Here is a 21,286-nt window from a genome sequence, read left to right as displayed (position 1 = left end):
AAGCCATACCTAGTCTGTTCGCATGGCCAAACCGATCAAATCAGTCGATCTGGACGAACACGACCGCAAGATCATCGCAACGCTCAGAAACGATGGGCGGATCAGCGTCACCGAACTCGCGCGCGTAGTCGGCCTGTCCAAGACGCCCTGTCAGGTGCGGCTGCGGCGGCTGATCGATTCGGGGGTGATCCGGGGCTTTCACGCGGCAGTCGATCCGGCTGCGCTGGGGCTGGATCACGTGGCCTTCACCGAAGTGAAACTGTCCGACACGCGCGAGCAGGCGCTGAAGGAATTCAACGCGGCGGTGCGGCGCATTCCCGAAGTGGAGGAATGCCACATGCTGGCCAGCCACTTCGACTATCTGCTGAAAGTCCGCACCCGCGACATCCGCCGCTATCGCGAGGTGCTGGGGGAGAAGCTGTCCAATCTGCCCCACGTTTCCAGCACATCGACTTACGTCGCGATGGAGACGGTGAAGGATACCGGGAACGTGTGAGGTCGGGTTTGGGCCAATCGACACCCCACCCTGCCAAAAAACACCCACGTCGTTCCCGCGAAGGCGGGAACCCCGCTTTTCTTCAGGCGTGGCGAAAAGGAAGCGGGGCCCCCGCCTTCGCGGGGGCGACGGAGTGTTTGACTGGTCGGCCTGCGGATGATCGAGAGGCCGGCCCGTAATCCTAGCCTGAAGCGAATCCTCAGGCCGCGCGAAGGCCCGGCTTGCGTCCTTCCTCGATCTGAAACAGCCCCGCCTGCACGGCCAGCGCAGTGGCATCGGACGAGAGCGACCGGGTCGCCGCCGAAGTCTGCTCCACCATCGCCGCGTTCTGCTGGGTCGAACGATCCATCATACCAACAGTCGCGTTGATCTCGCTGATGGCGATAGCCTGCGCATCGTTATCGCGCGCCATGGAGGCGACCAGCTTGTGCACCCGGTCCACCTCGCCAGCGATCCGTTCCAACTCCTGATCGACGCGGGTGACGGCCGAAGCCGCTTCCTCGATCTCGTTGCGGGTGGCCGAAAGCCCGTCGCGGGCGCGGCGTGCCTCTTCCTCGGACCGCATGGCCAGCGAACTGACGAGATCGGCCACGACCGCGAAACCGCGCCCTGCCTCACCCGCGCGGCCGGCTTCCACCGCCGCGTTCATCGCCAGAACCCGCGTTTGGAAGGCGATCTTGTCGAGGCCCTCGATCACGCCGTCGATCCCGCGCGCGCTCTCCAGCACGGTGCGCATGGCCTGCACGGCATCCACTGCCACGCCACGCCCCTGCCCAACGGCGTTGAGTGCTTCGCCCGCGATCTCCAGCGTTTCCTGCGCGCCGCCGGCGGTGACCTTCACGCGGTCCTCCACCTGCTGCAGCGTCGCCGCCGCCTGTTCCAGACTGGCGGCATTGCTCTCGGTGCGGCGGGCCAGATCTTCCGAAGCGCGTGCAATCTCGCCCGCGCCGCCCTGGATGGCGCTGGAGGTCTCCACCACCGAACCGATGGTACCGCGCAAGTTGGCAAGGCTTTTGTTGTAGGACTGGGTGAGCGAGAGATAGGTCCGCGGCAGATCGTCGATGTCATGCACCAGATCGCCATCGGCCAGACGCGACATCGCCCGGTCCAGCGCCGTGATCGCCTGCGTGCGCTCTGCCTCTGCCTCGCGGAAATAGATCGAGATGGACAAGTCCATGTCCAGCATCGCCGCCTTCACCAGTGCGCGATTGACCTTGCCGGCATCGCTGCAGGGGCGGAACAGGCGGCGCCACGGGCTGGCGGTGCGCTCCACGGCGGCCATGATCTCCTCAAGGATCATCGCATAGCCGCCGATGTACCAGCGCGGCTCCAGCCCGATGGTCGCATGGACTTTGCCGATCCGTGAAACGGCGTCGTAGTAATCCTGATCGAACTTGCCGGTGGCGATGCGCATCCAGTGGCCCACCTGCGCGGACTTGGCGGAATCGATATGGCTGTCACCCCGGAACATGCGCACCATTTCAGGCGTCGCGCGGACACGGGCGTAGAAACGGTCGAGAGCGGGGCCGATACACTTGCGCAGGAGCGGCTGGGCAGATGCGAGCACACGCCGCTGCGCAGCATTGAACTCAAGGAACGTGAGCCGTTCCTCGATGGTCTTGATGGTCAACTTCGTCTCCTATGCCGCCGGCTACGCCGAGCGATGATGAAAGCCCCCCACACGGAGGCTATGATAGGAGAAAAGAAAGACAATCCGGGCTCTCCGCCTAGGAATTTTGGCCGCTCACGCGCCCCCGCCGCTCGCAATTCGGCCATGGCAGAACCGGGATCGCTGTGTTAGGCGAAGCCTTCACGCGCAAGGCGCTCCTCTGTTCTGACTGTTTCGGAGAAGGGCAAACGTCGGAAAGGACAAGGCGTCATCGATCGATCGCCAACTGATCTCGCTATCCCGACCGGGCCTCTTGCGGCCGTTGCCACCGCACATCGTACATTGTCGTCGGGCTGCGCCTTCTGGGCGAGCCACGCCGCGCCGTTCTCGCCACCCACCGCGAAGGGCGTGACCGCGCTCATCCGCATGAACGGGAATCGGCTGAAGGAACTGGACCGCTTCCTGTTCAACCTGCTCGACGCCATTCTGCTCGCGAGCGGCCAGCGTATCCGCGAATATGGCGAAAATCCGCCTGCCGATGCGGCCATTCGCAAACTTTCGGCGGTGCAGTCGCTGCTGGGCATGGACTTTCATGCCCTGACCCGGCTGCGCGCGTTGATGCGGATCGCATCGGCGCTGGGCCGCCAGCCCGGCGAAGAGGCCGCTCGCCAGCTTCGCGCCGACATCCGCATCGCCTCAGGCCAAAAGGATATCGGGAAGGCCATCGATCCCAGACTTTTTTCGGAATCGGCAATCCTCGGGATATGCGAATTCTACCAGACGCTTGGCGACAATCTGGTTGCCGCTCTCCCCGCCCCGGGCGCGATTCGGGCGCATTCCGCGCCTCGGAAATCGAGATTCGCCTAGGCACTCCCTCTACCCGGTGTTAGCCTCCGAAAATCGGGCGCGGAGTTCTCTCGGTCCGATCAGGGAACGCATCGTTCCCGCGAACGAGGAGAATGCCGTGGGAGCCGATCTCCTTACCCTTGAGGCCGTAATCACCGGCACGACGATTCTGGCCACATCCGTCGGCTGGCAAGCCTTCGCGGTCCAGCGGAGATCCTTCCGCCGGGCTGATACGAAGAAGAAATACTGACGTCCTCAGGAATGCAGCCACCCAAGGGTCCCTCAGTCACCGATAGGCAAAACTGACTCGGCGATTATTGATTTTGTTCCGCGAGCACCTATCTGGATAGGGGCCATGGCCGTTTCTTTGACTTGAAATTGGCCGCGTCATTCCCTATCTGGCGGGTGCTGCGTCGCTCAATGACGCGATTTTGCGCCTGAATGGCTGCGACCTCGCTTTCCTCTTCGGCTTCCTGGCATTCACTCCTGGCTTTGCATCCGTGCACTGGCAGGGCAAAACGCATATCCGAGGACCGTTAGATTGGCGAAAGAAGAATTGCTGACGATGGAAGGCTTCATTGAGGAAGTGCTTCCCGATGGACGTTTCGCCGTCCTGCTCGACAACGGGCACCGCATCATCGCCTATACGGCGGGCAAGATGCGCAAGTTCCGTATCCGCACGGTTGTCGGTGACCGCGTCCACGTCGAAATGACACCTTATGACCTGAGCAAGGGCCGCATCGTATTCCGCGAACGCACCCCCGGCCAGGCTGGACCCGGCGCACGACGCAGCGGTTTCAGACGATAAAAAAGCGGCCGAGGGCCGCGAATTTAGGACTACATGATCAATAAAATTACCGACGCCTTCAAGCGTCCCTACGATAAATCTTCCCGCGGCAGCCTGCCGTCGCCTTTCGGTCAAGCACTGGATGCGACGCGCGCCGCACTCTCCCCCGAAGAACTTCGCGTTCTTGTCGCCGCAATGGTGGACTGAACCGGTGCTGCCCACGCCACGGTGTGGGTGACGCATCCGGAGGGAGAGACATTCCGCCGCAGGATGAAGGCAAGGCCCCCATCCTGCGGCGACAGGTATCGCGGATCCGATCCGCTACTGCAATTTCCCGGAACGATCGCCTTCGGCCCCGTCATCCTTGACGGAGGCCTCGACGCGTTCCCGCTCCTTCATTTCGCGCGCTTGCTCGGTCTTGAGGATGCGTTCCGACATGGCTTGCCATGCGGAAGCGGACCTCAGTTCGCGATCCCGCACGTTGGTCAAAGTTGCCTGAGCAGCCGCCTGGTTAGCCAGGCGAGCCATCTCGTCGCAATAACTCCGGCTCATGCTCATGTCGAAATTCCTGACAATCGGCAGCGGCGTTCGATCGGCTGGCAGGGCTGGCGGGGCCGCCCTGCGCAGTCACGATCAAACCGAGCGGAGATTGACTGCCGAAGCCTTGCCGTTGCGGGCAACTTCGATCTCATACGAGACGCGCTGGTCACGCTCGAGCGTCTGCATGCCGGAATTCTGAACGGCCGAAATGTGCACGAAGCTGTCCTGGCCGCCGTCTTCAGGCGAGATGAAACCAAAACCCTTATCGACGTTGAAGAATTTAACGGTTCCGACTGGCATTTTGCGTCTCCTTTCAAGAAACGATTATTGTGCGCACGAATATCGTGCGACTTTTAGGCGTCAAATCATCGAATGAAAGGAAATCGTCGCAAGAGGAAATTGAGCCGAGAAAACCTCCGCTCAAAATGCCAATATTGCCGAGACCCGTCGCAAATTCGACGTCAGCATTTCCGAAATAGCACATGTGGATCGAAACCACCAGTCGCAGTTCCGGCGCTCACCCCGGGAATTGGGCGCAAAGCCGCCAGATAGCGGGCCAAGTCAGGCCGTTTCGACGGCAGCAAACGCCCGGCCACACGGCAGCGTCCCCATACCCTTGGAGCCGCGACCAAACAGTTGAATCGGCTACGGATATCCAAAGGACAAGAAACAAGCGACTATTGATGCTTGTAAACATCATCCGAACCCCAGCCAAAAACGCTTGACCTCCGCTTCAAATCGGGTCCTCTTGATTTCCGATATCTTTCAGCGCCGCATTCCATTCGGTGCTTGGGGTCGCCGGTAAATACCACAGGTAAATCCGCACCATGGGACATGGGCGGCGCTATCGGGGGGAAGCATGGTGACCTGCAAGAAAGTGACCTGCTACAAATTCGCTGGCCAGAAAACCGTCCTGCGCTTGTCGGTCGCGGTGTCGCTCACTGCCCTGGCCGCCTGTCATGCCGGCCCGAAGGACGAAGCGCAGCAAGCCGGCGTGCGGGACGACGTTCTCGTCCAGGCGGACGAGGACTATTTCAAGGCCATGGACGATGGCGCTCCGCTCACCCTCGATGAGGTGAAGGGACGCAACATGTGGCTCGTCTGGAGCGGCGGCAACGACCGCTTCTGGGACGGCATGAGCAAGCCCACGCTGGGCGGCTTCGACTTGCTGAAGATCGTCGCGCCGCCGCCCGGCAGTCCCAATGCCCGCCCTACGCGCTGGAAAGTGCTCGGCCTCGTCAACGAACCGTGCTTCTCGCCCGCGACAGCGCCTGACCAGTACGGCCTCTGGCGCGACCGTCGCGATCCCGCCTGCCCGCCCGACCCCTTTGCCAATGCGCAGAAGTACCCGGGCGTGAAGATCGGCGCGCGCGGCTCCACTGTCCCGGTCGGCTCCTATTTCGGGGAGCCCTCCGGCATTCTCGGCCTGCGGCTCTTTCCCAATCCCGCTTTCGACGAGAAGGCCAAGGCGCACTGGGACGCCAAGCGCTATTACACCGATCCGCGTTACTACAACGATCCGAACCTCGTCCGCCCCTATCGCGTGGGCATGAGCTGCGGGTTTTGCCATGTCGGCCCCAGCCCCACGCACCCGCCCGCGGACCCCGCCAACCCCACCTTCGCGAACCTCAACTCCACCGTAGGCGCACAGTACATGTGGGTGGACCGGCTGTTCATGTGGAACCCGGACCCATCGAACTTCATGTACCAGCTGGTCTCGACCTACCGGCCCGGCGCGATGGATACGTCGCTGGTCTCCACCGACAACATCAACAATCCGCGTACCATGAATGCCGTCTACCTGCTGGGCGACCGGCTCGACGTCGCGCGGCGTATCGGGCGCGAGAAACTCGCCGGAGGCAGCAAGAACAACGTCCAGTTCAACGACATCTTCGATTCCGGCCCGCTGACCCGCTTTTTCGAGAAGCCCGACACTGTGTGGACGCCGCATGTGCTCAAGGACGGGGCCGATGCGGTGGGCGCGCTGGGGGCGCTGAACCGGGTCTACCTCAATATCGGCCTGTTCAGCGAGGAATGGCTGAGACATTTCAACCCGGTCGTCGGCGGCAAGATCATCTCTCCGATCGAGATCAAGGTGGCCCGTCGCAACTCGGCTTACTGGCGCGCAACCGAGAAGGGCACGCCGCTGACCGCGCTGTTCTTCCTCAAGGCCGCGCGCCCCGATCCGCTGGCCAATGCGCCCGGCGGCGCGGGCTACCTGAAGGCCAGCCCGCAAGTGCTCCAGCGCGGCGCCACGGTTTTTGCCAATACGTGCGCGCGCTGCCATTCGAGCAAGCAGCCCGAGGCGCCCGCCAATGCCACGCTGGTCGATGCGATCGGGGCCGACTATGTCACTCGCTTCAAGGCGTGGTGGCACTGGACCCAGACCGAGGACTTCAAGGGCAAGATGCGCGCCATCGTCGCCCAGCCCGATTTCCGCCAGAACAACTACTTCAGCACCGATGCCCGCATCCCGGTGACACTGCTGCGCACCAACTTGTGCAGCCCGCTCGCCACCAATGCCCTGCGCGGCAATATCTGGGACAATTTCTCCTCGGAATCCTACAAGATCCTGCCTTCGGTGGGCACGGTTTCCTATCAGGACCCGTTCACCGGCGAAGTCCGGCAATTTCACATGCCGGGCGGCGGCCGCGGCTATACGCGGGTGCCATCGCTGGTCTCGATTTGGTCGACCGCGCCGTTCCTGCTCAACAACACGGTGGGCAAATTCAACGGCGATCCCTCGGTCGCCGGGCGCATGGCTGCGTTCGACGACGCTATCGGCAAGATGCTCTGGCCCGAGCGACGCGAACACGATGCGACAGTCCCCGGCGCCTGGGGCATGATCGACCGCACGACGGCGCGCAGCTACCTCTACGTTCCCGCCTCCTTCCTGCCCAAGGCGCCCGGCCCGCTGGACGAAGAGGCGCAAAAAGCCTTGCGCTCGCTGGAAGATGCCAACGGCAATATCGACCTTGGCCCGATCCCCGCAGGCATGCCGGTCAACCTGCTCGCCTCGCTCCAGCCGCTGGCCGAAAGCCGCGATCCCGGCGCCATCGCGAAGCATTACGGCGAGCTTGTGATCCTGCTCGCGCGGCTCAAGCAGAGCCTGCTGACGGTGCCGAAGGGAGCCGACGACACGGCCCTGCGCGCGCACTTCGCCGCTCTGCGCGGCCCCCTTCTGGCATTGAACAAATGCCCGGACTTCATGGTCAATCGCGGCCACTATTTCGGCACCGCCCTGTTCAACCAGCAGCAGCACGCCACCGGAGATGAGCGCGCGTTCGGTACCGAACCGGTGCTCTCCGACGAGGACAAGCGCGCGCTGATCGAATTCCTCAAGACGATCTGAGCTGAACGATGTCCGACCCCGCCCATGACTATATCGTGGTGGGATCGGGCGCTGCCGGAGGCACCGTGGCCGCACGGCTCGTGGAAGCAGGCATGCGCGTGCTCGTGATCGAGGCCGGCCCCGATCCCTGCGCGCCATCGGAGGAAAATGCCGATGGGCGGGCGAAGGCGGACTATGAGATCCCGGCCTTCCACCCCTTCGCGTCCGAAAATCCCGATTTCGCGTGGGACCACCGGGTCAGGCACTTCGCGGATGAAAGCGCCGCGAAGGCCGATCCCAAGGCGGACGGCGACGGCCTGATCGCCTACCCCCGCGCCGGTTCGTTGGGCGGCTGCACCGCGCACAACGCCATGATCTTCCTGCCCCCGCCGGACAGCGACTGGGACCGGCTGGCGGCGCAGACCCACGACACCGGGTGGTCCGCCAGTGCCATGCGCGCGCATCGCAAGTCGGTCGAGAACTGCCGCCACCGGCCGTTCTGGCGCGCGCTTTCCCATCTTGGCATCGACCCCACCGGCCACGGCTGGCATGGCTGGCTGCCGGTCGAAAAGGCCGTGCCCTCGCGGGCGCTGCGCGATGCGGTGCTGATCCGCTCGCTGCTGCTGGCAACATTGGCGGACCTTGCCAGCGAACGCGGTTGGCTCGGCAAGATCGGCGTCTTCCTGCGCGACTGGGGCGATCCCAACGACAGCCGCCGGCAGGACCGCGAGCAGGTCTGCTACACCCCGCTCGCCACGCGCGGCCATGTCCGCAGCGGCGCGCGCGAGCGGCTGGAGGCCGTGCGGCGCCGCCATCCGGGCCGGCTCGACATCATGACCGACTGCCTTGCCACGCGGGTGCTGTTCGACGGGACCGGGCGAGCCCGCGGCGTCGAATGGCTGCGCGGGCGGCATCTCTACCGCGCCTCTCCCCGTCCGGGCATGGCGCTGGCCGAGGGCGAGAGCCTTGCCGATCGCGAAGTGATCCTGGCCGGGGGTGCCTTCGCTACGCCGCAACTGCTGATGCTCTCCGGCATCGGCGAGAGCGCGCAGCTTGCCGCCCACCGGATCGCGACGCGCGTGAACTTGCCCGAAGTCGGCTGCAACTTGCAGGATCGCTACGAGATCAGCCTGGTCCATCGCATGGCCCGGCCCTGGGGTTCGCTAGAAGGCGCCGCTTTCGCGCCGGGCGATCCGCTCTATCGCGAATGGCGGGAGAAAAGGCGCGGCATGTACATCTCGAACGGCGCGGCACTGGCCGCCCTGCGCCGTTCGAGCACGGCGCGCGACGGGGCGCCGGACTTGTTCCTGATGGGGCTGATGGCCCGCTTCAAGGGCTATTACCCCGGCTATTCCGCCGATCTCTGGCCGGGGCTCGACGGCTTCAGCTGGACCGTGCTGAAAGGCCAGACCGGCAATCGCGCGGGCACCGTGCGGCTTGCCTCGTCCGATCCGCGCGACGCACCACGGATCGATTTCGCGCATTTCGCGGAAAACGGCGATGCCGACCTCGCCGGCCTTGTCGAAGGCGTGGAGATGGCGCGCGCGCTCGCCCGCCCACTCGTGGCACGCGGCGTCATTGCCGAGGAAGAACTGCCCGGCGCCTCAGTGACGGACGACGCCCTGCGCGACTGGGTGCGCGCCAATGCCTGGGGGCACCATGCCTGCGGCACCGCCGCCATCGGCCCGGTGCTCGACAGTTCTGGGCGCGTGCACGGCGTCCGCGCGCTGCGTGTCGTCGATGCCGCGATTTTCCCGCGCATTCCCGGCCTGTTCATTGCCGCGCCAATCTATCTCGCAGCCGAAAAGCTCGCCGCCGACATCCTTGCCCAGCGCAGGGAGGCGTAACCTTGCTCCTTTTCCTCCATCGCCTGCTGGAACGGGGCCTTCATTTCGAGCGCCGCTTCGATCCCTTCTTTCGCCCGCTGTTCGACCGGCCGCTGCGCATGCCGCTGACGCGGCTTGTCAACGGGACCATCAATCTCACCCGCAGCCGCGACGTGCCGCCGATTGCCGGGGAGCACATCGACCCCGACGAGGATCTCAGCCTCGACACGATCATTGCCGAGATGCAGCACCACCTCGATCTCGACTTCACGCCGGGGCATTACGAACGCGCGGGCAATACCAAGACCCACGGGCTGGTGCGCGGCACGCTTACCATCCTGCCCGATCTTCCCGAGCATGTGCGGCGCGGCGTCTTCGCCAGCGTGCGCAGCTTTCCCGCGTGGATCCGCTTCTCCAATCCCGGCCCCCACGTGGAGCCCGACATCGACGATGTCGGCTTCGGCAGCATGAGCGTGAAGCTGATGGACGTGCCCGGCCCCAAGCTGATGGACGACGAGCGCTTCACGCAGGATTTCACCTCGGTCACCGTCATCACCTTCCCCACGCCGGATACGCGCGCGAACGCGCATCTTCAGTATTGGAGCCGGCGCGAGATGGGGATCTGGTACTTCCTCAACCTGAAGCAGCCGCATTTTCGCGACTTCATCATGCAGGCGCTGTGGAACCGCACACTCGCCAATCCGCTGGCCAACGAGTACTTCTCCTGCACGCCCTACCTGCTGGGCGAGGGGCAGGCGATGCAATACAGCTTCCACCCCCTCACCCGCGTTTCCACACATATTCCCCGCCTGCCCCTGCGCCCCGGCGACGACTATCTGCGTGACAATCTCGCCGCCTCGCTGCGGGAGGGCGAGGCCCAGTTCGAGATGCGACTGCGCTCGCAGAAGGACCCGTTTCTCCAGCCCGTGGAGCAAGCCGGAGTGCTGTGGGACCCGGCGCGCACGCCCTATATTCCGGTCGCCCGGATCACCATTCCACCGCAGGAATTCCGCGCGCCCGGCCAGTTCGCTTTCGCGCGGCAACTCACCTGGAATCCTTGGCACTGCGTTCCCGAACACCGCCCGCTGGGCAACCAGAACCGGGCGCGAAAACGGCTCTACTACGAGATGTCGCGCTATCGGCAGGGCAAGAACGGCGAAGTCCATCTGGAGCCGACCGGGGCCGAGCGTTTCGAGTAGCGCGTGTACCGGCAACACGAAACATCCCCGGCCCGCATGTCTAAAATTGCATTTTCCGCAAATGCAGCCTATGGCTCTTCGTGCTGACGTCGCGTGCGACGGACTATCGGGCAGCCTTTGGCTTCCCCCTTTGTCCCTTACGAGCCTCATGAAGCCGGAATGCGCCGCGACGGCGCATGCGCGCCGCGTCGGCCAAAGGATATTCCATATGACTACCGGAACCGTAAAATTCTTCAATGCCGACAAGGGCTATGGCTTCATCGCGCCCGAAACCGGCGGCAATGATGCCTTCGTGCACATCTCTGCCGTGGAGCGTGCAGGCATGGGCACGCTGACCAAGGATCAGCGCGTTTCCTACGATCTGGAAACCGACAACCGCGGCAAGACCTCGGCTGTCAATCTTCAGCCGGCCTGAAGGGCGTTCGTGCGGGTGGCTCAGGCCATCCGCACCGCTTTTCCTGGCCTTAGAGGCCTACCGTTGAACGGGAATTGAACATGTCCGATCCGAGCTCACGCCCTTTCCTTATCAATAAGGACGCGGACGGAAACTTTCGCCTGACCGTAAGAACCACACGGTACAATTCGCAAGGTTATCCGCTCGTCACGTCTTCCCTTCAGGAAGAGTTCTTCAAGACAGCCAATGCCGCCCGCGCTTTCGCAGTGGCAAACTTCAACGCCAAGCCCGGCGAATACACAACGAAGTAAGGGTTTGGACGCGGTGTGTCGGTATGCGAAAGGCGCGTACCAGCACGCTTGCGACGTCGGCTTCGAATTGCCGCCTAATCCCTGAGGATCCGCGCGAGGCCGCCGATCCCCGGCAGAAAGAAATAGGCGCCCCCCACCACTGTCACGAACCGCGGCAGTCCCGAGGCAAGGCGCGGATTGCCCGCCGCATCGTGGTGCGCGAAGGCATCGGTCGGCAGCCCTCCGTTCACCGGACAGCGATTGCCGAGCAGCGGATCCTGCTCCCCCGAAAGACCCGCGAAATAGGGGCTAGCGATCCAGCTTCCCTGCACGAACTCGAACTGACGGGCGAGACTGGCGTTCAGCGCGATGAAGTGCAGCCCGCATTCCTCTTCCGAGACGCGCCCGGCCATGGCGGCCTGCGGATCCGGCGCCGGACCGTAAGGACGCCCCCGCCGCAGCAGCCGGTGAAACCGCGCCGAGGCGACGGCATCGTGAATGGCGCTGCCCTTGAGACCCAGCGAAGAAATCAGATCGCCAAAAAAGCCTCGCCTCCCGCGGGGATCGTCGCCGCTGCGCGGATTGGCCCGGCGGATATGCGCGCCGATCGGACAGGCTATGCCGTCCGGATCTCCGCCGAAGGTGAAGCCGTTTCGGTCCAGGGCACCGAGCGCCGGCAGCGGATCGCCGTCGATCCGCCGTCCGACCATCCGCTCCGCCAGCGCCACGGCTTCGCCCTCGCCCGCCGCCCGCGCGGCCCAGCCCCAGAAACCGGCGACATCCTGCACAAGCTGGCGATAGACGAGATAAGTCCCGCTCAGGCCGATGCCGTCCTCGACCGGATAATCGGCGATGAACCCATACTCGTTGCCGTGGCCGAGCAGGAATTCGCCCCGCGCGATGCGCGGTCGATAGAGCCGGTCCTTCGCTCCCCCCGGCGCAAGCGTTCCCTCCCAGTCGATCTCCGGCTGCGAAATGCCGTCGACGAAGCCGAACGGCTCACGCTTGACATGCATGCTCGCCGCGTTGGTGAGCATGAGCGAACAGGCATTCGCGGGCATGCCCCCGAGCATCTCGGCCATGAAGCCCGCGATGTCATCCGCTTCGGCCAGCAGGATCAGCAGAACATGCGGTTCTCTCTCGCCGCTGCCCCAGCGCCACTGCGATGGCGCGCTGTCCCCGATGTCTCCCAACCGGCGTGACCGCGCGGGATCGCCCGCCAGACCGTCAAGAAATTCGGGCGCGAAGCCGGCTATATCCTCCACCGGCAGCCCAAGCGCGCGCAGCCCTGCCGCCGTGAAAGCGATCTGGCACACGCGCGGTAGACGCCGCGCCCGCGCATCGGCCAGCGTGGTGATCGCAAGGCCGCGCAGCCAAGCCCGCGCCGCCCCCGCATCCTCCACTCGCAGCAGCAGATAGCGCGATCCTCCGAGCGAGCCGAACCCGCGATCGACCAGAGCTTGCACATCTCCGGGCGCGAAGGCGGGTTGGCCGCTCATATCTCGGCGATCCAACGGCGCAGCGCATCCCCCTTGGGCACGGCCTCGAATCCCGCCCGGATACGGGCATTGCGCGCCATGTCGTAGTTCGAAAGGCCGGGAAACGCCTTGTACCAGACCTGTGTCGGGATCTGGTGGTGAAACAGATATCGTTTGAAGTCCTGTTCGTGCCGCGCCCCGCCGACAATCAGCCAATCGGTGCGCGGATAGCCAAGCCCGTTCGAAAACGAGAGGTTTAGCCCGAAGGCCACCTTGTTGATGAAATCGTCGTTATAGGCCTCGCGGCTGCCGTCGTAATTGCTGGCGAAATAGACGCGGCGGCGGTCGTCGAGGAACGTCCAACTGGCGAAATGGATCGTGTTCACTCGCGCCAACCGTCCCTTGCAGTACAGATGGCGCGCACCCCAGTTGATTACCCAGAGGACGGCAATGGTCAGCCAGCGCCGAAACAGGCCGGGCTTGAGCGAGCCGATCGCGCTGTACTGGTTGGTCACGTCGTGATCCTCCAGCGCCGAAAGCATGCGGTTACGCGCGCGGTCCGGCACCGGGGCCAGGACCGGATCGGTCTTCTCGCGATGGCGGAGCACGAGGATGAAGGGAAGCAGGCCCAACACGATGAACGGCAGCAGGATCAACCCGATCACGGGCAGGAGCAGGAAATGAGCAAGATCGCGCAGCTTCTGGCTGAAGGTCGCGCCTTGCAAAGGCGTCAGCGGCACCGCCCTCCCCGCCTCCACCATGATCGGCCAGAGATCCTCGGGGCGGCCGGTGCCATGGGCGAGCCTTACGCTCCGCAGAACACGGTGCAATTCAGCCTCTTCTGCGATCTGCCGCGTGCTCCGGCCGGGCCAGTTGATATAGTTCGCCGCCGTCGGCAGGCGATGGCCCAGCATCCACGCGGCAAGGTCGGTGTCCTCCTCGAAATCGATGCAGAAGGCAAAGATGCGCCGCAGCCCTGCTCCGGCCAGCGCCACCAGCGCTTCGATAAAGGCCACATCCGAACCGTCGAAATCCGCAATAAAAGCCAGTCGCTCCGGCTCGTTCACCGGCAGGCTCTCTGCCAATGCGATCCGGTCAGGCAGCGAGGGATCGTCCAGCACCACGAAGCGTGCGACGTGGATCTGCTCCAGACGGCTGAAGGGAACGAGCGCGTTGTCGGGATCGGCTTGCCCGGGAAGCGCTGTCATCGTCGCCAGCAGAGCCTCCAGTTCCTCCCGCGCACCATGGCGGACCGGCGCGGCAATAAAGACGTGTCCTTGAGAGATCAGGCCTTTCCGGACCACCGGGCCGCGCTCAGCCGCCGAATTCCAGCGCGAAGTCGATCAGGCGCTTCTTGTCCCAGTAGACTTTGCCGAGATAGACTCCCGGTTCGATCATCCTGATCTCGTCGCGAATATGCGAAGCGAGCAGCGAGGTTTCCGAATAGTCCAGCACGATGCATTCCTTGCCATCGAGCCAGCTTGGATCCTTGTAGACTTTCGCGACGATCGCCTTCAATCCGAACGGCAGGATCGTATTGCGCAGAAAGCCGCGCTCGGCATCGAAGTCCTTCCCCTGCCAGGCGAAGATATTGATGACTTTGGCGATTTCGTCGGAAACCGCTGTGCCGGGAACGATGATCGCGGTTCCCTTGGCCTCTCCATTAGGGATCGGCCCCGCCTCATGGGCCGAAAACAGCGCATCAAGTTCGTCCTGCGACATCTTGAGCCAATTCGAAACCGTCTGTCCCATCGCCGTCCTCCCAAGTCGATCGTGCGTACGAAACGGAAAAGCAGAGCTTGAGCTTCTTCGGAAAACCCTACGTCACCCGCCATAAACACTTGGACTCCGTAGAATCGCGCATGAGTTTTCCGGGGCTGACGCGAATGTATCATATGGGGAACAAACTACCATGCGGGCGCACATTGACTCCTGCCAGCGCGCTCCCATCTTTCAGAAATGAGCAACATTTACCGCATGACCAAGCCAGTCGACGCGGTCACTGGCCTATTCCACGCCCCCGCAGGGGATTTGCCGCGCTTTGCGGCAGAGGTGCATCCGGGCAACCTCGGCCTTGTTGTCGCAGACGGCACGGTTCACGCCATGCGCTGGGGCTTTCCGGTCGCGCCCAAGAACATGATCGCGGCGCTGCCCTTAAGGCCCAACCCGGTCACCAGCGTCCGTGACGGCGAGTTGGAAACCGGCATGTGGGCGGACAGCTTCCACCATCGTCGCTGCCTGATCCCCATGACAGCCTGGGCCGAGCCGGAAGGTGCCGAAGGCGCCATGACCCGCACGTGGTATTCGCCGCTGGAGGAATCGCTCTTCGCCGTTGCCGGAATCTGGCGCCCCACCGTCGAATGGGGCCATGCCTTTTCCGTGGTGATGGTCGGCGGTCCCGACGCCCACGACGGCGGCCAAAATCACATGCCGGTGATCCTTGCTCCGGAAGATTGGGAACAATGGACGCATGGCACCCCTGACGACGCCATCGAGCTTTGCCGGGTATACGGCGACGCGCTGATCGTCGACCGCACGGACGAACCATGGTTCAAGCTCACGGACCTCACGGGATCGACTTCGGCGCCTCTTTCCTGAGGTACGCCAAAGCACCTGACCGCCGCCAAGTGTGCATTGCTTCGTTCGTCACTAAACGACTTTGCGCAAAGATTTCTCGATTTCCCCGCCGCAATAGGCATCGCCATAAGCATGCCTGGAATCCTGCGCGAGGCGGGACAATTGCGGCAATTCGCGGGTCCTGCGCACCAAACCCGCAACGCGGGGCGCCACCTCGTCCAGCAAGGACGCAATTGAGTCGAAGCGCTCGGCCATCGTCGACCACAGGACCGAGGTGACAATGTCGGCGACCCCAAACGCTTCCGTTCCGAGCAATGTGCCCGCCCGTGCTTCGAGCCCATGCGCTCGTCCGGTGGCTTCCCAGATTTCCATCCACCGCGTCAGGCGCGGAACGAATTCGTGCCAATTACGCACCGTCCACATCTCGCGCCCGCCATCGAGAGTGATTTCATCGAGCACATCGTTGGCATCGTTGACGACTTTCAGCGAAGATGCGCGGCCTTCCGGAGTGGACGGCAAGAGTTCCAGTCGTTCTCCGAGATAGAAGGCAATCGCGGGCATTTCCGCGATGGCATAGCCGCTCGTATTATCGATCAGCAGCGGCGGCCCCATGAACGGCGCCGGCTGATCGGCGGGCGCACGACTCATGAGTTCGGCGATCTCGCCGCTGTCATGCTCAGTCCAACTCTTGCCCGCGAAAGCGAGAATGCCCCGGATGAACTGCCCGCGGAACGGGACCGGCCAATAATAGAGTTCGAAGTCGGACATCACACGGCCTCCTCAGCGCGGGTCGCGAGTTCAAAGCGCCGGACGGGCCGTCGTTCCCTGAAAAGGCTTCAGACTGACCTGCCAGGTTACCAATGGCGAGAAGGCGCCGGCCCCATTGGCCCTCGTTCGCGCCGCACCATCGCGGACATAGATTCGATGCAAGGATCGCGTGCAACCGGCTCCGATCGAAGCGCCGTTAAAACCATCAAATTTCTGTGGGTTTCGTCAATCCCAGCGCTGTACTGGGGCCCCGACGGAGGGGCTCTTGGCGGAGAGGGTGGGATTCGAACCCACGGTACGGTTTCCCGTACACTGCATTTCGAGTGCAGCGCATTCGACCACTCTGCCACCTCTCCGCTAGAGATGCGATAGCGATGGAAGGTCTCCATCGGGTCGGGAAGCGCGCCACTAGCCGGTGTTATCGGACTTGCCAAGCCCTCTTTTTACGAATTGTGGGGAACAATCCACAGGCAAGCTTGCCCGCCCTCCCCCGGAAACCTATATTCGGCCCATGAACAGGGCTTCGTTCTTTTCACCCCAGGCCGGCCGCGTCATCGATGCGCCCCGCCAGACCAGGGCCCGCTTCGCCATCGGCGATGTTGTCCGTCATCGTAATCACGACTTCCGCGGCGTCGTTTTCGACATCGACCCGGTCTTCGCCAACAGTGAGGAATGGTACGAATCGATCCCGGTCGATGTTCGCCCCAAGCGTGACCAGCCTTATTACCACCTCCTCGCCGAGAACGAGGATTCAAGCTATGTCGCCTATGTCAGCCAGCAGAACCTGATGGATGATGCAGAGGGCGGTCCGGTGGATCACCCTTCCGTCCCCCAGCTGTTCGACGCTTTCAACAACGGGCACTACCGGCTGCGGCGCGGCCTCGCGCACTGATCCATCCGATCAGCAAACATACAAGAACGCCGGCGTGACAGGGGCACGCCGGCGTTCTTGTTTGTATAAAAGTGTGGAGCCGCTCAGCCCTTCAGCTTCCAGCCCGAGCGCAGCACCCAATAGACCACCAGCGCGAAGGCGGCATTGAGCACGCCCAACCCGATCGCGCTGTGCAGCACGGCAAGGTTGGAATTGCCGATGTCGCTCTGCCCCAGGAAGCCGAAGCGGAAGCCCGAGATCACATAGAAGAACGGGTTGAAGCGGCTCACCGTCTGGAACGCCGGCGCAAGGTTGTCGATCACATAGAACGTGCCCGACAGCAGCGAGAGCGGCGCGATCACGAAGTTGGTGACGGCAGCGTTATGGTCGAACTTCTCGGCCCAGATCGACGAGAGCAGGCCCAACAGCGCCAGGAACACCGAACCGTTCAGTCCGAACCAGACGACCGCCCAGGGATGATGGAGAGTAAGGTCCACGCCCGGCCAGAGCAGCATGGCACCGCCCAGCGCCAGCCCGACGAGAACCGCGCGGGTCACTGCCGCGCCGATCATCGCCAGCATCAGTTCGCCCTCGCTCAGCGGCGGCATCAGATAGTCGATGATGGTGCCCTGGATCTTGCCCGCCAGGAACGAGAAGCTGGAATTGGCGAAAGCGTTCTGCATCATCCCCATGACGATGAGGCCCGGCGCCACGAACGTCGCGAAGTTGACTCCCAGAACCTCGCGCCCGCCGCGACCCAGCGCGACAGTGAAGATCACCAGAAACAGCATCGTCGTGATCGCCGGTGCCCAGATCGTCTGGGTCTGGACCTTGAAGAAGCGCTTCACCTCCTTCATATAAAGGGTCTTGAGCCCCAACCAGTTTACCTGGTGTATCAGGGGCTCTCCCTTTGCCGGGAAGTGGCGGGGCTGCATAATCCCCTCGGGGGTCTGCAGAGCGGTCGAATTCGTTTGATCGGCCATGCCCCCGCGAGTATCGGCTGCGGCTTTCCAAGGCAAGCCGTGCGACGGAATTTCGGGGCGATTCTCCTGTATCGCTCCCCTGTAGAGATGGAAATGGAATGAGCTGGACGGACGAGCGGATCGAGAAGCTGACCAAGATGTGGGAGGGCGGTGCCACTGCCAGCCAGATCGCGGACGAGCTTGGCGGTGTCAGCCGCAACGCGGTGATCGGCAAGGCCCACCGCCTCGGCCTCAAGGCACGCCCTTCCCCGGTCAAGGCCAATGAGAAGCCTGCGCGCCCGGCGCCCGCCCCCAAGAAGGCGAAGCCCGTGGCCGAAGCGCAACCTGCTGCGCCCGAGCCCAAGGCGGAGCCCGTGGTTGCACGCGCTGCGCCGCAGGCCCCGGCTGCACCCGCGCCGCGCGCTGCCGAACCGGTTGCGCCGCAGGCTGCCGCCCCGGCGGCCGACGATGCCGTCGTGAAGCCGAGCGGCCCGCGTGTTGTTTCGGTCGGCCCCGGCGGATTCCTGCGTCAGGGCCCCGGCGATCAGCAGCAGCCGATCCCGCCGGCCCCGCCGCGCCGCCTTGTGCCCGCGAAGCCGAGCGCCGAGATTTCGGGCAAGACCAGCCTGCTCGATCTCAACGATCGCGTTTGCCGCTGGCCGATGGGTCACCCGGGCGAGCCGGACTTCCACTTCTGCGGCGCGGCCGTGAACCCCGGCTTCCCCTACTGCGTCGAGCATTGCGGCCGGGCCTATCAGGCACAGCTGCCGCGCGGCGCGCGCCGTCCCCCTCCGCCGCTGCCCTTCGGCGGCCCGCGGGTTCGCTGATCCCATGTCAGCGCCAGAGTCGATGATGGCACGATGGAACCGGCGCCTTGCCGTGCCCGTCCTTGCCGGCGCGGCTCTGGCACTGATGGCGGCACCGGCGATGGCGCAGCAGGCGCCCGCCGCTGCTGCGACCACCCCGGCTCCGGCCGCGACGCCGGTGGAATATGCCTACGTGGCCATGGTCACGAGCGAGGGCACGATCGTACTCGCGCTCGACAAGACGCATGCGCCGCTCACCACCGCGAACTTCCTCAAGTACGTCGATGGCAAAAAGTTCGACGGAACGACATTCTACCGCTCGATGCATCTCGACTGGGGCGATACTCCGGCCGGGCTGGTTCAGGGCGGCTTGCAGGGCATCAAGGTCCTGCCCCCGGTCGCGCATGAGCCGACCAGCCAGACGGGCCTGCACCACACTTCGGGCACGATTTCGATGGCGCGCTATGCGCCGGGCACGGCCACGGCCGACTTCACGATCATGGTCGGCGACGTCGTCACGCTCGACGCCAATCCCTCGTCGGACAATCCCGAGTTCAAGGCCGGATTCGCGGCTTTCGGCCATGTCGTTTCGGGCATGGACGTGGTGCACAAGATCTGGGACGCACCGCGCTCGGCCACCAAGGGCGAAGGCGTGATGCGTGGGCAGATGCTGGATCCGCCGGTGAAGATCGTCAGCGCGCGCCGGGTCCCGGCCCCGCCGACACCGGCTCAATAAGCACCCTGTAAAACCCTCTGCGGAGGCGCGCGCCTTGTTGGCAAGGCTGCCCCGCCCCCTCGAGATCTCGCGCCGAAAAGGCGTTGGATGCCTGTCGCCGCTGCGCGTTCACCGCCCGCCCGGATGACCATTCGGGCCGCGACACCTGCCCCCTCGCAATGCACCCAATGGTTAACAACAGAATTCGCAAAACTCCTCCCGAATGCCTGCTGTTATGTTTTTGTAATCGCAAATCGCGGACTTGAAGGGTTACCGTTTATTAGAGATTCCTACCTAGGCTCTTTTTAAATCGAATCTGGGTGCAAAGCGGTGCAGCAGGAAAGTATACTGTCGCCAAACGAAACGGTCACTTCTGTCCGTCGGTTTACGGTGCATGCGATTCAGGCGACCTGCACCATCTGCGCGCTGGCCGCCCTGTTCGTCGACGGGCCGCTCGGCCATTCGCTCGCCACCGTGGCCGCTGCCTGCGCGCTCTTCACGCTGTTTGTCGGCGTCGTGTTCGGACGCCGCGCGGTTGCCGAACTGGACGATCATCTTCGCCTCATCGACGAGGCTCGCGACGCCCGCAATCAGGTCGAAGAGCTCTTCGCCATGACCGACATGCTTCAGGCGGCCGAGGATCATGACGATGCCGGCGCGGTGCTGATGGCAACTGCCGTGCGGTTGCTGCCCGGCTTCGGCGGCGCGCTCTACGTCTTCAACAATTCGCGCGACCGGCTGGATCTGGCCAAGTCATGGGGCCTTTCGGACAGGTTCGAACCCGCTGCGGCCCTGGTGCCCAGCAACTGCTGGGCGCTCAAACGCGGCAAACCCCATATCAACGACCCCGCCGGCGGCACGCTGTGCTGCATGCACCAGATCGGCACCGGAGCGACCGTGGAAGTGCCGATGATGGCGCGCGGGCAGGTCTTCGGGCTGCTGCTGCTCGCCAGCGATGCGCCGGATGCGCTGGAGCGGTTCAACGACATCCGCCGCGTGGCGCGGGCGCTTGCCGATTCGATGTCGCTCGCCCTCTCCAACATCGCGCTGCGCGAAAAGCTGCGCACCCAATCGTTGCGCGACCCGCTGACGGGCCTCTACAACCGCCGCTACATGGAAGATGCGCTCGAACGCTATGTCAGCCTTGGCGAGCGGACCGGCACCGCCACTTCGGTGCTGATGATCGATCTCGACAACTTCAAGCGCGTCAACGACGAGTTCGGCCATGCCAAAGGCGATGCCGTGCTGCGCGACGTGGCGGCACAGCTTGTCGGCGCGCTACGGCCTTCGGACGTGGTAGCCCGCTACGGCGGCGAGGAACTCGTGGTGATCATGCCCAAGTGCACGCTGGAGGATGCCGCCGACAAGGCCGAGATCCTGCGCAAGCGCATCGAAGGCCTCTCCGAAGCGCACGGCGCCGCAATCAGCGCCTCATTCGGCGTCGCCACCGTCCCCGAAACCGCGACCAATGCCTCCGACGTGGTCCCTTGCGCGGACAGCGCGCTCTATGCCGCCAAACAGAGCGGCAAGAACCGCGTCAACCTCTCCGAGCGCCGCGCCAAGCGTGACGATGTTCCGACACCGCGCCTCGCCGTTACGAGCTGACCGATTTCGGCAGCGCGGGCAGGAATAACGCCTCCTCTTACCTGCTCGCTACGAATATCCGACTTACGCATCCAAAGCCGCGCGAAGTTTAGGTCCCACAGCCAACAACACACCATCTCGTCGCCCCCGCGAAGGCGGGGGTCCCGCTGCCTTCTCTCCGCGTCCGCAAAAGAAAGGGGTCCGCCA

General features: G+C 64.0%; 23 protein-coding genes and 1 tRNA gene. 15 read left to right on the top strand and 9 right to left on the bottom strand.

Annotation, left to right across the window (positions count from 1 at the left end; all coding sequences use genetic code 11):
- Window positions 1-22: 22 nt before the first annotated feature.
- On the top strand, window positions 23-496 hold the full coding sequence (locus AC1VVK_RS13940; protein ID WP_482903440.1) for an Lrp/AsnC family transcriptional regulator: 474 nt from the start codon (window positions 23-25) through the stop codon (window positions 494-496).
- Window positions 497-695: 199 nt separating this feature from the next.
- Here AC1VVK_RS13940 and AC1VVK_RS13935 read toward each other — a convergent pair whose 3' ends face one another.
- Window positions 696-2,126 (bottom strand): protoglobin domain-containing protein, encoded by a 1,431-nt coding sequence (locus AC1VVK_RS13935; protein WP_482903439.1) that lies wholly within the window; start codon window positions 2,124-2,126, stop codon window positions 696-698.
- A 321-nt stretch (window positions 2,127-2,447) separates the two neighbouring features.
- Between AC1VVK_RS13935 and AC1VVK_RS13930 the strand changes: the two genes are divergently transcribed.
- The 4 genes from AC1VVK_RS13930 (at window position 2,448) to AC1VVK_RS13915 (ending at window position 3,945) form a co-directional block, all read left to right on the top strand.
- Window positions 2,448-2,972: a hypothetical protein gene (locus tag AC1VVK_RS13930; RefSeq protein ID WP_482903438.1), complete on the top strand. Its 525-nt coding sequence runs from the start codon at window positions 2,448-2,450 to the stop codon at window positions 2,970-2,972.
- 97 nt (window positions 2,973-3,069) lie between these two features.
- Window positions 3,070-3,201, top strand: coding sequence for a hypothetical protein (locus AC1VVK_RS13925; RefSeq protein ID WP_482903437.1), 132 nt, complete (start codon window positions 3,070-3,072; stop codon window positions 3,199-3,201).
- Between the two features lie 291 nt (window positions 3,202-3,492).
- Entirely contained in the window at window positions 3,493-3,759 is a 267-nt protein-coding gene (gene infA / locus AC1VVK_RS13920) for a translation initiation factor IF-1 (protein ID WP_132389124.1), read from the top strand.
- Between the two features lie 33 nt (window positions 3,760-3,792).
- Window positions 3,793-3,945, top strand: coding sequence for a hypothetical protein (locus AC1VVK_RS13915; protein ID WP_165912212.1), 153 nt, complete (start codon window positions 3,793-3,795; stop codon window positions 3,943-3,945).
- 114 nt (window positions 3,946-4,059) lie between these two features.
- Here the strand turns inward: AC1VVK_RS13915 and AC1VVK_RS13910 are convergent, their stop codons facing one another.
- The gene (locus AC1VVK_RS13910) at window positions 4,060-4,296 is read right to left on the bottom strand and encodes a hypothetical protein (RefSeq protein ID WP_243652631.1); all 237 of its coding nucleotides are present in this window, start codon (window positions 4,294-4,296) and stop codon (window positions 4,060-4,062) included.
- Window positions 4,297-4,371: 75 nt separating this feature from the next.
- On the bottom strand, window positions 4,372-4,578 hold the full coding sequence (locus tag AC1VVK_RS13905) for a cold-shock protein (RefSeq protein WP_132389122.1): 207 nt from the start codon (window positions 4,576-4,578) through the stop codon (window positions 4,372-4,374).
- 559 nt (window positions 4,579-5,137) lie between these two features.
- Between AC1VVK_RS13905 and AC1VVK_RS13900 the strand changes: the two genes are divergently transcribed.
- The 5 genes from AC1VVK_RS13900 (at window position 5,138) to AC1VVK_RS13880 (ending at window position 11,339) form a co-directional block, all read left to right on the top strand.
- Complete coding sequence (locus tag AC1VVK_RS13900) at window positions 5,138-7,630, top strand: hypothetical protein (protein WP_482903436.1); 2,493 nt, start codon at window positions 5,138-5,140, stop codon at window positions 7,628-7,630.
- 8 nt (window positions 7,631-7,638) lie between these two features.
- A complete protein-coding gene (locus tag AC1VVK_RS13895) occupies window positions 7,639-9,456 on the top strand; it encodes a GMC family oxidoreductase (protein ID WP_482903435.1) in 1,818 nt (605 codons plus the stop codon).
- A gap of 2 nt (window positions 9,457-9,458) precedes the next feature.
- Window positions 9,459-10,634, top strand: coding sequence for a catalase family protein (locus AC1VVK_RS13890; protein ID WP_482903434.1), 1,176 nt, complete (start codon window positions 9,459-9,461; stop codon window positions 10,632-10,634).
- Window positions 10,635-10,842: 208 nt separating this feature from the next.
- Window positions 10,843-11,049 (top strand): cold-shock protein, encoded by a 207-nt coding sequence (locus AC1VVK_RS13885; RefSeq protein WP_132389120.1) that lies wholly within the window; start codon window positions 10,843-10,845, stop codon window positions 11,047-11,049.
- Between the two features lie 80 nt (window positions 11,050-11,129).
- Window positions 11,130-11,339 carry a hypothetical protein gene (locus tag AC1VVK_RS13880; RefSeq protein WP_132389118.1) on the top strand — a complete coding sequence of 70 codons (210 nt, stop codon included), beginning with the start codon at window positions 11,130-11,132 and terminating at the stop codon, window positions 11,337-11,339.
- Window positions 11,340-11,413: 74 nt separating this feature from the next.
- On the opposite strand, the gene AC1VVK_RS13875 is transcribed toward AC1VVK_RS13880, so the two are convergent.
- The 3 genes from AC1VVK_RS13875 to AC1VVK_RS13865 are packed head-to-tail and all read right to left on the bottom strand — an operon-like array spanning window position 11,414 to window position 14,548.
- The gene (locus AC1VVK_RS13875; RefSeq protein ID WP_482903433.1) at window positions 11,414-12,817 is read right to left on the bottom strand and encodes a Dyp-type peroxidase; all 1,404 of its coding nucleotides are present in this window, start codon (window positions 12,815-12,817) and stop codon (window positions 11,414-11,416) included.
- Window positions 12,814-14,100 carry a hypothetical protein gene (locus AC1VVK_RS13870; protein WP_482903432.1) on the bottom strand — a complete coding sequence of 429 codons (1,287 nt, stop codon included), beginning with the start codon at window positions 14,098-14,100 and terminating at the stop codon, window positions 12,814-12,816. Before AC1VVK_RS13870 ends, AC1VVK_RS13875 begins: the two co-directional genes overlap by 4 nt.
- A gap of 10 nt (window positions 14,101-14,110) precedes the next feature.
- Window positions 14,111-14,548, bottom strand: coding sequence for a hypothetical protein (locus AC1VVK_RS13865; protein ID WP_482903431.1), 438 nt, complete (start codon window positions 14,546-14,548; stop codon window positions 14,111-14,113).
- Window positions 14,549-14,773: 225 nt separating this feature from the next.
- On the opposite strand from AC1VVK_RS13865, the gene AC1VVK_RS13860 reads away from it, so the two are divergent.
- A complete protein-coding gene (locus AC1VVK_RS13860; RefSeq protein WP_482903430.1) occupies window positions 14,774-15,394 on the top strand; it encodes an SOS response-associated peptidase family protein in 621 nt (206 codons plus the stop codon).
- Between the two features lie 51 nt (window positions 15,395-15,445).
- Here AC1VVK_RS13860 and AC1VVK_RS13855 read toward each other — a convergent pair whose 3' ends face one another.
- The gene (locus tag AC1VVK_RS13855; protein WP_482903429.1) at window positions 15,446-16,141 is read right to left on the bottom strand and encodes a glutathione S-transferase; all 696 of its coding nucleotides are present in this window, start codon (window positions 16,139-16,141) and stop codon (window positions 15,446-15,448) included.
- Between the two features lie 266 nt (window positions 16,142-16,407).
- Window positions 16,408-16,497: transfer RNA gene (locus tag AC1VVK_RS13850), tRNA-Ser, on the bottom strand.
- A gap of 155 nt (window positions 16,498-16,652) precedes the next feature.
- Here AC1VVK_RS13850 and hspQ point away from each other — a divergent pair.
- On the top strand, window positions 16,653-17,033 hold the full coding sequence (hspQ, locus tag AC1VVK_RS13845) for a heat shock protein HspQ (protein WP_132389112.1): 381 nt from the start codon (window positions 16,653-16,655) through the stop codon (window positions 17,031-17,033).
- An 83-nt stretch (window positions 17,034-17,116) separates the two neighbouring features.
- Here hspQ and AC1VVK_RS13840 read toward each other — a convergent pair whose 3' ends face one another.
- Window positions 17,117-17,995 carry an ABC transporter permease gene (locus tag AC1VVK_RS13840; RefSeq protein WP_482903428.1) on the bottom strand — a complete coding sequence of 293 codons (879 nt, stop codon included), beginning with the start codon at window positions 17,993-17,995 and terminating at the stop codon, window positions 17,117-17,119.
- A 98-nt stretch (window positions 17,996-18,093) separates the two neighbouring features.
- Between AC1VVK_RS13840 and AC1VVK_RS13835 the strand changes: the two genes are divergently transcribed.
- The 3 genes from AC1VVK_RS13835 to AC1VVK_RS13825 all read left to right on the top strand — a co-directional run bounded on the left by AC1VVK_RS13835 (window position 18,094) and on the right by AC1VVK_RS13825 (window position 21,100).
- Complete coding sequence (locus AC1VVK_RS13835; protein ID WP_482903427.1) at window positions 18,094-18,801, top strand: GcrA family cell cycle regulator; 708 nt, start codon at window positions 18,094-18,096, stop codon at window positions 18,799-18,801.
- Window positions 18,802-18,823: 22 nt separating this feature from the next.
- A complete protein-coding gene (locus tag AC1VVK_RS13830; protein WP_482903426.1) occupies window positions 18,824-19,516 on the top strand; it encodes a peptidylprolyl isomerase in 693 nt (230 codons plus the stop codon).
- Window positions 19,517-19,885: 369 nt separating this feature from the next.
- Window positions 19,886-21,100 (top strand): sensor domain-containing diguanylate cyclase, encoded by a 1,215-nt coding sequence (locus tag AC1VVK_RS13825; protein ID WP_482903425.1) that lies wholly within the window; start codon window positions 19,886-19,888, stop codon window positions 21,098-21,100.
- Window positions 21,101-21,286: the final 186 nt, after the last annotated feature.

The sequence above is a fragment of the Novosphingobium sp. BL-S-32 genome (assembly GCF_056857055.1).
This window is presented reverse-complemented; position numbering and strand designations above follow the sequence as displayed.